Annotated in this window: 9 protein-coding genes; all 9 read left to right on the plus strand. The window is 68.6% G+C overall.

All coding sequences use genetic code 11. The features are described 5' to 3' along the window. Positions 1 to 17 precede the first annotated feature (17 nt). Positions 18 to 1,316: a CmpA/NrtA family ABC transporter substrate-binding protein gene (locus tag CDO44_RS21795; protein ID WP_087782363.1), complete on the plus strand. Its 1,299-nt coding sequence runs from the start codon at positions 18 to 20 to the stop codon at positions 1,314 to 1,316. A 23-nt stretch (positions 1,317 to 1,339) separates the two neighbouring features. Further along, positions 1,340 to 2,266 carry a nitrate ABC transporter permease gene (ntrB, locus tag CDO44_RS21800; RefSeq protein WP_233146303.1) on the plus strand — a complete coding sequence of 309 codons (927 nt, stop codon included), beginning with the start codon at positions 1,340 to 1,342 and terminating at the stop codon, positions 2,264 to 2,266. 16 nt (positions 2,267 to 2,282) lie between these two features. Beyond that, positions 2,283 to 3,086, plus strand: coding sequence for an ABC transporter ATP-binding protein (locus CDO44_RS21805; RefSeq protein WP_198951421.1), 804 nt, complete (start codon positions 2,283 to 2,285; stop codon positions 3,084 to 3,086). Positions 3,087 to 3,095: 9 nt separating this feature from the next. Beyond that, a complete protein-coding gene (locus CDO44_RS21810; RefSeq protein WP_087782365.1) occupies positions 3,096 to 3,671 on the plus strand; it encodes an ANTAR domain-containing response regulator in 576 nt (191 codons plus the stop codon). A gap of 16 nt (positions 3,672 to 3,687) precedes the next feature. Then, positions 3,688 to 4,854 carry a CmpA/NrtA family ABC transporter substrate-binding protein gene (locus CDO44_RS21815; protein WP_087782366.1) on the plus strand — a complete coding sequence of 389 codons (1,167 nt, stop codon included), beginning with the start codon at positions 3,688 to 3,690 and terminating at the stop codon, positions 4,852 to 4,854. Positions 4,855 to 5,159: 305 nt separating this feature from the next. Then, positions 5,160 to 7,604, plus strand: coding sequence for a nitrite reductase large subunit NirB (gene nirB / locus CDO44_RS21820; RefSeq protein WP_087782371.1), 2,445 nt, complete (start codon positions 5,160 to 5,162; stop codon positions 7,602 to 7,604). Continuing rightward, a complete protein-coding gene (nirD, locus tag CDO44_RS21825; protein WP_233146304.1) occupies positions 7,601 to 7,930 on the plus strand; it encodes a nitrite reductase small subunit NirD in 330 nt (109 codons plus the stop codon). The genes nirB and nirD overlap by 4 nt, the downstream gene beginning before the upstream one ends. A 16-nt stretch (positions 7,931 to 7,946) precedes the next feature. Further along, positions 7,947 to 10,655 (plus strand): nitrate reductase, encoded by a 2,709-nt coding sequence (locus CDO44_RS21830; protein WP_087782368.1) that lies wholly within the window; start codon positions 7,947 to 7,949, stop codon positions 10,653 to 10,655. Between the two features lie 26 nt (positions 10,656 to 10,681). Then, a complete protein-coding gene (cobA, locus tag CDO44_RS21835) occupies positions 10,682 to 11,428 on the plus strand; it encodes a uroporphyrinogen-III C-methyltransferase (protein WP_198951422.1) in 747 nt (248 codons plus the stop codon). The last annotated feature ends 229 nt before the right edge of the window (positions 11,429 to 11,657 follow it).

The raw sequence follows: 11,657 nt of genomic DNA on the forward strand, positions 1-11,657 counted from the left end.
TTCGCCTGGAGCGCCGGATGAAACTGAATACCTCGCCTGACTCTTGCCCCCCGGCGGCCACCGCCGCCACCTCGTCCGGCCCGGACGCCCAGCGCCGCAGGCTGCTGGGGGCCGGAGCGGCCGCGGGCATCATGAGCCTGGTGGATCCCATGGTGCGCGCGGGAGCGTGGGCGGCCGGCTCGGACGCTCCCGAGAAGCCCGAGGTCAGGATCGGCTTCATTCCGCTGACCGACTGCGCCTCCGTCGTGATGGCGGCGACGCTGGGCCTGGACAAGAAATACGGCGTGAAGATCACGCCCGTCAAGGAAGCCTCCTGGCCGGGCGTGCGCGACAAGCTGGTCAACGGCGAACTGGATCTCGCCCACGTGCTGTACGGTCTGGTCTACGGCGTGCAGCTGGGCATAGGCGGCCCGCGCAAGGACATGGCGGTGCTGATGAACCTGAACAACAACGGCCAGGCCATCACGATATCCAACAAGCTCCGGGACAAGGGCGCGCGCGATGGCGCGTCGCTGGCCAAGCTGATGAAAAGCGAGAAGGCCGAATACACCTTCGCCCAGACCTTCCCGACCGGCACCCACGCCATGTGGATCTATTACTGGCTGGCCGCCCATGGCATCAATCCGATGCGCGATGCCAAGGTTATTACCGTGCCGCCGCCCCAGATGGTGGCGAACATGCGGGTCGGCAACATGGACGGGTTCTGCGTGGGCGAGCCTTGGAACGCGCGCGCCATCATGGACAACATCGGCTTTACCGCCACCACCACGCAGGCAATCTGGACCGATCATCCGGAGAAGGTGCTGGGCACGACCGCCGAGTTCGTGCAGCGCTATCCGAATACGGCGCGCGCCGTGACGGCGGCGGTGCTGGAAGCGGGCAAGTTCATCGACGCGTCGGCTTCCAACCGCCGCAAGACCGCGGAGACCATCGCCGCCAAGTCCTACGTCAACACGGACATGGACGTGATCCTGGACCGGATGCTCGGCCGCTATACCGACGGCCTGGGCAAGACCTGGGACGACCCGAACGCGATGAAGTTCTTCAACGACGGCGGCGCCAACTTCCCCTACCTGTCGGACGGCATGTGGTTCCTCACCCAGCACAAGCGCTGGGGGCTGCTCAAGAGCCATCCCGACTACCTGGCGGTCGCCAGGCAGGTCAACCGCATCGACGTCTACAAGCAGGCCGCGAGCGCGGCGGGCGTGGCGGTGCCCAAGTCGGACATGCGCACGTCCAGGCTCGTCGACGGCGTGGTCTGGGATGGCAAGAACCCGGCCGCCTATGCCGACGGCTTCAAGGTCAACGTTTCCTAAGCATCGCACCAGGAGTCTCCATCATGACCGCCACGGCTCGCTCCTTCAACGCCGGTCCTGCCGCCTCCCCGCCCGTTGCGGAGGTCATCGACCTGCACGCCGCAGGCGCCCACGCCCCCGCAGCGCCCGCGGCCACGGCGCCGCGCCCGCCGCTGCTGGCGCGCGTGGACTGGCGCAGCGCCTGGGAAACCTTCGTCAAGGCAGTGGCCGGCCCATGCCTGGGTTTCGCGCTGCTGATCCTGGGCTGGCAACTGGTGGCCGACACCATCCCGGAGATTCCTTCGCCGGGCGTGACCGGGCGAGCGGCGGTGGCGCTGTTCTCCGACCCGTTCTACGACAACGGCCCCAACGACCAGGGCATAGGCTGGAACCTGCTTTCGTCCCTGCGGCGCGTGGCCATCGGTTTCGGGCTGGCGGCGCTGGTCGGCATCCCGGCGGGTTTCGTCATCGGACGCTTCGCGGCGGTCAGTGCGGTGCTCTCCCCTCTCATCAGCCTGCTGCGTCCGGTGTCGCCGCTGGCCTGGCTGCCGCTGGGACTGCTGCTGTTCAAGTCCGCCAACCTGGCCGCGGTATGGGCCATCTTCATCTGCTCGATCTGGCCGATGATCATCAATACCGCGGTCGGCGTGACGCGCGTGCCGCAGGACTACATGAACGTGGCGCGAGTGCTGAAGCTGTCGGAATGGAAGATCATGACGCGGGTGCTGTTCCCGGCCGTCCTGCCCTACATGCTGACCGGCGTGCGGCTGTCCATCAGCACGGCCTGGCTGGTGATCGTCGCGGCCGAGATGCTGACCGGCGGCGTGGGCATCGGCTTCTGGCTGTGGGACGAATGGAACAACCTGAAGGTGGAACACATCGTCATCGCCATCTTCGTGATCGGCATCGTCGGCCTGGTCCTGGAAGTCTTGCTGACCCAGCTGGTCCGGCGCTTCACCTACGCCGACTGACACGCGCAAGGAGCGCATCGTGGACAAGTTCCTCAGCATCGAAAACGTGGGCCAGGTCTTCAAGACCCGCAAGGGAGACTTCATTGCCCTGCGCGACATCAACCTGACCGTCGCCAAGGGCGAGTTCATCTCGCTGATCGGCCATTCCGGATGCGGCAAGTCGACACTGCTCAACCTGGTGGCGGGCCTGACACGCCCCACGTCCGGCGCGCTCATCTGCGCCGGCCGGGAGATCGACGGGCCAGGGCCCGAACGCGCCGTGGTCTTCCAGAACCACTCGCTGCTGCCCTGGTTCAGCTGCTACAAGAACATCCATCTCGGCGTGGAGCGCGTATTCGGCGCCACCGAGAGCAAGGCCAGGCTGCGCGAGCGTACGTTGGCGGCGCTGCAGCTGGTGGGGCTGGCGCATGCGGAGCACAAGCTGCCGCACGAGATATCGGGCGGCATGAAGCAGCGCGTGGGCATCGCCCGCGCCCTGGCGATCGAACCCGACGTGCTGCTGATGGACGAACCCTTCGGCGCGCTCGATGCGCTGACCCGCGCCCACTTGCAGGACGAGCTGCTGGAAATCGTCGCCAAGACGCAGAGCTCCGTCATCATGGTCACGCATGACGTGGACGAGGCGGTGCTGCTGTCGGACCGGATCGTGATGCTGACCAACGGCCCGGCCGCCACCATAGGCGAGATCCTGGACGTGCGCCTGCCGCGGCCGCGCAGCCGGATCGAGCTGGCCGACGACGAGCGCTATCACGCGTGCCGCACCGCGGTCATCGATTTCCTCTACCGCAAGCAAAGCCATCCGGCGCGCCAGGCGGCGTAACATTCTTCCATGCCCCGAGTCCTGCTGGTCAACGATACCGACAAGCCCATCGCCGAGTTGCGCGAGGCGCTGCAGCGCGCGGGATACGAGATCATGGCGGACGTGGCGCATGCCCGGGCGCTGCTCCATGCGGTGGAAACGCAGCGTCCCGACGTGATCATCATCGATACCGAATCGCCCACGCGCGACACCCTGGAGCAGTTGGCGGTCATGAACGCCGCCGCTCCCCGGCCGGTGGTCATGTTCTCGGACGTGGCCGACCAGTCCATCATCCGCGCGGCGGTCCGGGCCGGCGTCACGACCTATGTGGTGGATGGCATGGCGCCCGAGAAACTGGCCCCCATCCTGGAAGTCGCCTGTGCCCGCTTCGACGAGGAAGACAAGCTGCGGCGCCGGCTGGCCGAAGTCGAACAGCAGTTGGCGGACCGCAAGGACATCGACCGGGCCAAGGGCTGGCTGATGGACAGGCACGGGCTGAGCGAAGCCGAGGCGTTCGAACTCCTGCGCAGCCAGGCCATGAAACAAGGCGCCCGGCTGGGCGACGTCGCGCGGCAGTTGCTGTCGATGTCCGACCCGCCTGGCTAACCGATCGGAGATGCCGATGTCCCTTCCCTTTTCTTCCGCGGCGCATCCGGGCGGCCACCTGGTCGCGGGCTCCGATGCGCCGGAGAAGCGCCAGCTGCGCGTGGGCTTCATCGCGCTGACCGACTGCGCGCCGCTGGTCATCGCGGTCGCCAAAGGGTATGACCGCAAGTACGGCCTCGAAATCGTGCTGCAGCGCCAGCCGTCCTGGGCGGCGGTGCGCGACAAGCTGCTGGCCGGCGAGCTCGACGCCTCGCACGCGCTGTACGGGCTGGGCTACGGCATCCAGCTGGGCCTGGGCGGCCCGCAGCACGACATGGCGATATTGATGTCGCTGAACCAGGGCGGCCAGGCCATCACGCTGTCGCAGGCGCTGGCTCCCCAGGTGCGCGACGGCGCCTCGCTGGCGCGCCTGGTCCACGGTTCCGAGACGCGCTACACCTTCGCCCATACTTTTCCGACGGGCTCGCACGCCATGCTGCTTTATTACTGGCTGGCGGCGCACGACATCCATCCGCTGTACGACGTGCGCAGCGTGGTGATCCCCCCGCCGCAGATGGCCGAGGGCCTGCGGCGGGGGGACGTCGACGGCTACTGCGTGGGCGAACCGTGGAACGCGCTGGCGCAAAGCGAGGGCAAGGGTTTTACCGTCGCGCTGACCTCGGAAGTCTGGCCCAATCACCCCGAGAAGGTGCTGGCCTGCACCCGGGACTTCGCCGACCGCCATCCCAACACGGCGCGCGCGCTGGTCATGGCCCTGCTGGAAGCCTGCCGCTACCTGGACGTGCCCGCCAACCGGGAAGAAGCCGCGTCCTGGCTGGCGCTGCCGGACTACGTCGACGCGCCGCGCGACGTCATCGCGTCGCGGCTGCTGCCGGAGAAGGCGGCGGACGGCAGCACGCCCGGCATCCGTTTCTTCGGCGACGGCGAGGCCAATTTCCCGTACCTGTCAGACGGGATGTGGCTGATCGCGCAATACCGGCGCTGGGGCATGCTGCGCGACGAGCCCGACTACGAGGCGGTCGCGCAGGGCATCCACCGGCTCGACCTGTATCGCGAAGCGGCGGCGCAGCTGGGCGTCGCCGTGCCGGACGCCACCCGGCGATCGAGCCGGCTCATCGACGGCAAGACCTGGGACGGCGGCGACGCCGCCGCCTATGCGCGGAGCTTCGACATCAAGGCCTAGCACGAGACGACCGCGCCCTGCGCCAGTGCGCCGGCCTGGCCCGACGCACTAGGCTGGTGCCCTGCCGCCCCCACCGTGGCGCCCTCGCCGGCGCTTCGTCCCCGAACTCCCTGGCGCACCGCATTCCCGACACCGGCAAGCGGCCCGGCACGCCCTTTGCTTAATCATGAATGCGCCCATGCGGCGCGCGAACCAGGGCCGGGGCAATCGCCACGGCCCGCACCAGGACAACGGCGTCCCCTCGCAGCCAGGCTGCGGCGGGACGCCGTTGTCGTTTCCGGAACTGTCTGACCGAGTCGAACATGATGAACAGATCGAAACTGGTTGTGGTGGGCAACGGCATGGCCGGCATACGCACGCTGGAAGAACTGCTGGCGCTGGCGCCCGACCGATACGACATCACGGTCTTCGGCGCCGAGCCGCATCCGAACTACAACCGCATCCTGCTGTCGCCGGTGCTCGCGGGCGAGCAGAACTTCCAGGACATCGTGCTCAACCCGCTGTCGTGGTACGAGGAAAACGGCATTACGCTGCACACCGGCAAGCCGGTGGTCCGCATCGACCGCCGCCGCCGCGTGGTCGTGGCCGAGGACGGCAGCGAAGCGCCCTACGACCGCCTGCTGCTGGCGACCGGTTCCAATCCCTTCATCCTGCCCATACCCGGCAAGGACCTGGACGGCGTCATTACCTATCGCGACATCCACGACACGCAGCGGATGATCGACGCGGCCCGGACCAAGCGGCGGGCGATCGTCATCGGCGGAGGCCTGCTCGGACTGGAGGCCGCCAACGGCTTGAAGCTGCGCGGGATGGAGGTGAGCGTGGTGCACCTGGGCGACTGGCTGCTCGAGCGCCAGCTCGACCGCACCGCGGGCAAGCTGCTGGAAGCCTCGCTGGCGGCGCGCGGGCTCGATTTCTTGCTGGGGCGGTCGACCGCCGAGATCCTTGGCGACGACGCCGGCCGCGTGCGGGGCGTGCGCTTCAAGGACGGCGAGGAAGTCGAGGCCGAATTGGTCGTCATGGCCGTGGGCATACGGCCCAATACCGCGCTGGCCGAGGCGGCGGGGCTGCACTGCCGCAACGGCATCGTGGTCAACGACGTGCTGCAGACCTTCGATCCGCGCATCTACGCGGTGGGCGAATGCGTCAACCATCGCGGCACCGCCTACGGCCTGGTGGCGCCCCTGTTCGAGATGGCCAAGGTCGCCGCCAATCACCTGGCCGAGCTCGGCTACGGCAGCTACAAGGGCTCGGTACTGTCGACCAAGCTCAAGGTCACCGGCATCGACCTGTTCTCGGCGGGGGACTTCGCCGGCGGCGCCGATACCGAGGACATCGTGCTGTCGGATCCGGCCGGCGGCGTCTACAAGCGGCTGGTGATCAAGGACGACAAGCTGGTGGGCGCCTGCCTGTACGGCGACACGGTGGACGGCGCCTGGTACTTCAAGCTTCTGCGCGAAGGACGCGCGATCGGCGAGCTGCGCGACAGGCTGATGTTCGGCGAATCCAGCGTGGGCGATGCCGGCGTGCAGGGGCAGAGCCGCGCCGCCGCCATGCAGGACAGCGACGAGGTCTGCGGCTGCAACGGCGTCTGCAAGGGCACCATCGTGCGCGCCATCCAGGACAAGGGCCTGTTCACCGTGGACGACGTCAAGAAGCACACCAAGGCCGCGAGTTCCTGCGGCTCGTGCACCGGCCTGGTGGAACAGATCCTGATGAACACCCTGGGCTCCAATTTCCAGGAAGCTCCCAAGACCAAGGCGGTATGCGGCTGTACCGACCACAGCCATGCGGCGCTGCGCCAGGCCATCCGCGAGCACAGGCTGCTGAGCCACGCCGAGGTCTATGCCTTCATGGATTGGCGCACGCCCAACGGCTGCGCCACCTGCCGGCCGGCCGTCAACTACTACCTGATCTCGACCTGGCCGCGCGAGGCCGTGGACGATCCGCAAAGCCGCTTCATCAACGAGCGCGCGCACGCCAACATCCAGAAAGACGGCACGTTCTCGGTCGTGCCGCAGATGAAGGGCGGCGTGACGAACCCGTCGGAACTGCGGCGCATCGCCGATGTGGCCGACAAATACGCCGTGCCCATGATCAAGGTGACCGGCGGTCAGCGCATCGACCTGCTGGGCGTGAAGAAGGAAGACCTGGTTTCCGTCTGGCGCGACCTGGGAATGAATTCCGGCCATGCCTACGGCAAGTCCATCCGCACGGTGAAGACCTGCGTGGGCATGGAGTTTTGCCGCTTCGGCACCCAGAACAGCACGCAGATGGGCATCGAGCTCGAGACCATGCTGGCCAATATGTGGAGTCCGCACAAGGTCAAGCTCGCGGTGTCGGGCTGCCCGCGCAATTGCGCCGAATCGGGCATCAAGGACGTGGGCGTGATCGCGGTCGACAGCGGCTGGGAGCTCTACGTGGGCGGCAATGGCGGCATCAAGACCGAGGTCGCGCAATTCCTGGTGAAGGTCAAGACGCCCGAAGAGGTCAAGGAGTACGCCGGTGCTTTCCTGCAGCTGTACCGGGAGGAGGCCTATTACCTCGACCGCACCGTGCACTACATCGAGCGCGTGGGCCTGGACTACGTCAAGCGCAAGATCGTGGAGGACGCTCCCGGCCGCAAGGCGCTCTACGAACGCCTGCTGTACTCGCTCGAAGGCCTGCGCGACCCCTGGGCCGAACGCGTGCAGGGCAAGGCCGGGCGCGAATACATCCCCCTGAAACTGGTGTCCGAAGAGGTTGCATGATGAGTGCCAATGATCCGCATCCCTGGGTCCGCCTGTGCGAGGTGGACGACATCCCGAAACTGGGCAGCCGCGTGGTGGAACGCGCGGGCGGCAACCTGGCGGTGTTCCGTACCGCCCAGGACAAGGTCTTCGCGCTGCTCGACCGCTGCCCCCACAAGAACGGTCCCTTGTCGCAAGGCATCGTCCACGGGGAATCGGTCACCTGCCCCCTGCATGGCTGGCAGATCGGCCTGGAGAACGGGCAGGCCAAGGCGCCCGACGAGGGGTGCGCGCGCCGTTTCCCGGTGCGCGTGGACAAGGGCGTGGTCTATCTCGGACTGAGCTGAACGGCGGGAGCACGTCATGGGCGAGCCACGAACCACCGCGTCGACCTGCTGCTATTGCGGCGTGGGCTGCGGCGTCCTGATCGACAGCGTTGGCGATCGCATCGTCGGCGTCCGGGGCGACCCCCATCATCCGGCCAATGCCGGCAAGCTCTGCTCGAAGGGGCTGTCGCTCGCGCTGACCGCGCAAAGCACGGCCGGACGCGCCCTGCATCCATCCTGGCGTCCCCAGCGCGGCGCGCCGCTGCAGCCGGTGGAATGGGAGTCGGCCTTCGACCACGTCGCGACCCGCCTGGCGGAGATCGTCCGCCGGCATGGCCCCGATGCGGTGGCCTTCTACGTGTCGGGTCAACTGCTGACCGAGGACTACTACATCTTCAACAAGCTGGCCAAGGGCCTGGTGGGCACCAACAACATCGACACCAACTCGCGCCTGTGCATGTCGAGCGCCGTGACGGGCTACAAGCTGTCGCTGGGCGCCGACGGGCCGCCCACCTGCTACGAAGATCTGGACCACGCCCATACGGTGCTGATCGCCGGCAGCAACATGGCATACGCCCACCCGGTGCTGTACCGCCGGCTCGAAGCGGCACGCGAGGCCCGGCCCGGCACGCGCTGGATCGTCGTGGATCCGCGCCGCACCGACACCGCGGCCATGGCCGACCTGCACCTGCAAATACAGCCGGGCACCGACGTCGCGCTGTTCAACGGCATGCTGCACCACCTGATCTGGGAAGGCTGGCTCGACCACGGCCACATCGCCGGGCATACCGAAGGCTTCGATGCGGTCAAGCGCATAGTGCGCGACACCACGCCGGCCGCCGCCGCGGCGGTGTGCGGCATTTCCGAGCGGGACCTGTGCCAGGCCGCCGAATGGTTTGCGCGCAGCCCGGCCACGCTGTCGCTCTACTGCATGGGCCTGAACCAGTCCAGCCACGGCACCGACAAGAACCTCGCGCTGGTCAATCTGCACCTGGCGACGGGCCAGATCGGCCGCGCCGGCGCGGGCCCGTTCTCGCTGACGGGCCAGCCCAACGCCATGGGCGGCCGCGAAGTGGGCGGCATGGCCACCATGCTGGCGGCCCATCGGGACATCGGCAATGCCGCCCATCGCGCCGAGGTGGCGGCGTTCTGGAAAGTGGACGCGGTATCCGGCCGCCCCGGCCTGGCCGCCGTCGACATGTTCGACGCGCTGGCCGCGGGCAAGGTGAAAGCGGTGTGGATCGTCTGTACCAACCCGGCCCATTCGCTGCCCCGCATCGAAGCCGTGCGCCAGGCGCTGCGGCGCGCCGAACTGGTCGTGGTGCAGGAAGCCTACGCCGACACCGACACCGTGGCGTTCGCCGACGTGCTCCTGCCCGCCGCCAGCTGGGGGGAGAAGGACGGCACCGTCACCAACTCGGAACGGCGCATATCGCGCGTGCGCGCCGCCATCGCGCCACCGGGCGAGGCGCGGGCCGACTGGCGCATCGCGGCCGAGATCGGCCGGCGCATGCAACGCCTGCTCAAGCCGGACGCCCCCGACCTGTTTCCCTACCAAACGCCGCGCGAGATCTTCGACGAGCACCGGGCGCTCACGCAAGGCCGCGACCTCGACATCGGCGGGCTGGACTACGACATCCTGGAGGCGCGCGGGCCGCAGCAATGGCCATTCCCGGCCGGCAGCGCGCAGGGCCTGGCCCGTCGCTATGTCGATCGGCGCTACGCCACCGAATCGGGCCGCGCATGCTTCCAGCCCGTCTCCTACCGCCCCGTGGCCGTGGCGACGAGCCCGCGCTATCCCTTCCACCTGACCACCGGGCGGCTGCGGGACCAATGGCACGGCATGAGCCGCACCGGCCGCCTCGCGCAAGCATTCTCGCACGCGCCGGAGCCCACGCTCGACATGCATCCGGCGGACGCCGCGCGCCGCGGCCTGTCGGATGGCGACCTGGTGCAGGTCGAGAGCCGCGACGGCGCCCTCGTGCTGCCGCTCAGGCTGACCGAGGACCTGGCCTCGGGAACCGTGTTTGCCGCCATGCATTGGAACGGCCAGTTCATGAACAGCGGCGGTGTCAATGAAGTCTGCAACGCGGCGGTGGACGGCAAGTCGTTCCAGCCGGAGCTCAAGCACACCGCGGTCAGGATCGACAAGGCGGAACTGGGATGGCGGGTACGCGCCGCCATCGACGTGGACGGGCAGGAAGAAGCTCTGGCCCGGCGCGCGGCGCTGCAGCCGCTGCTGGCGGCATGCGGCTATGCCGCGCTGGGCCTGCGCGCCGCCGGCGACCGCACGGTGCTGGCGTTGACCGCCGCCCTGGCCGCGCCCGACGAAGCCTGGCTCGGGGCGTTGGCCGAGGCCCTGGACATGGGCGCCGGCCCCGACGTCCTGGACTACCGGGACCGGCGGCAGGGCGTACGCAAGTGCGCACGCTGGCAGGCCGACCGCCTGCTTGCCTTCGTCCTGGCGGGTGACGTGGCACAGGCGGAAGCGCTGCTGGCGCGCCTTGCGGCGGGCAAGCCGTGGGAAGGCTCCCGGCTGCGCGTGTTCACCCCGGACGCGGCCCCGGTGGTCCGCGACCGCACCGTCTGCCAGTGCAAGGGCGTCGCGGCATCGGCCATCAACGCCGCCATCGCGCGGGGCGCCGACGTGGCGGCCCTGAAGGCCACGCTGGGCTGCGGCACCGTGTGCGGCTCTTGCGTGCCGGAACTGTCGCGGATGTGCGGCGCGTCGCGAATGTCGGCATGAGCATGATGGAAATGACGAGGATGAAGATGGGCAAAGGACGAGTGATCCTGATGGGCGCCGGCCCCGGCGACCTGGAACTGCTGACCCGCAAGGCGGTGCGTGCGCTCGCCGCGGCCGACGTGCTGCTGCTCGACGAACTGGTGGCGCCGGACATCGTCGAGCTGGCGCCGCGAGCGCGCGTGCTGCGCGTCGGCAAGCGCGGCGGCTGTCGCTCCACGCCGCAGGCCTTCATCCAGCGATTGATGCGACGCCACGCGCTGCAGGGCCGGACCGTGGTCAGGGTCAAGGGTGGCGAGGCGCTGCTGTTCGGCCGTGCGGGCGAGGAGATCGCCTTCCTGGAACAGGCCGGCATCGAGGTGGAATTGGTCAATGGCATCAGCTCGGGACTCGCGGCCGCCACTGCCCTCGGCATCTCGCTGACCCACCGGGACCACTGCCACGGCGTGAGCTTCGTCACCGCCCACACCCAGGACGGCGAGCCTCCCAACTGGGCGGCCCTGGCGCAAAGCCGGACCACGCTGGTGATCTACATGGGCATGCAACGCATCGAGGAAGCGGCGGCCGGCCTGCTGGCGCACCTGCCCGGCACGACCCCTGCGGCAGTGGTGCAATGGGCCTCGACACCGCGAGAAGCCCGGCTGGTGACACGGCTCGAGCGGCTCGCCGTGGACGCGCGGCAGGCGGGGCTGGGCAGCCCGGCCATCATCCTCGTCGGCGAGGCGATCGGCCTGGCGCGGGCGGAGGCGGTTCTATCGATGCAGCAAAGCGCCTAGGAGGGGTGATCGATTACGTTGGGAGTTTGGTTTCTTAACACGGTCTTGTCCGATGCGCGGGCCGGGCGGGCGGTGGAGCGCAGCGAAGCCGGTCCCGCTGCGCGGGACTTCCCGGAGTTGGCGCGGTCGGCGGGGCGGGCGTGAACTCGCGCGGGAACAGCCCCCCGGGCTGTTCCTACTGCCGCGCTCAAACATGCACGCCCTTGCTTCCCCGCCGACCGCCCCCACC

The organism is Pigmentiphaga sp. NML080357 (genome assembly GCF_002188465.1).
Lineage (GTDB): Bacteria > Pseudomonadota > Gammaproteobacteria > Burkholderiales > Burkholderiaceae_B > Pigmentiphaga.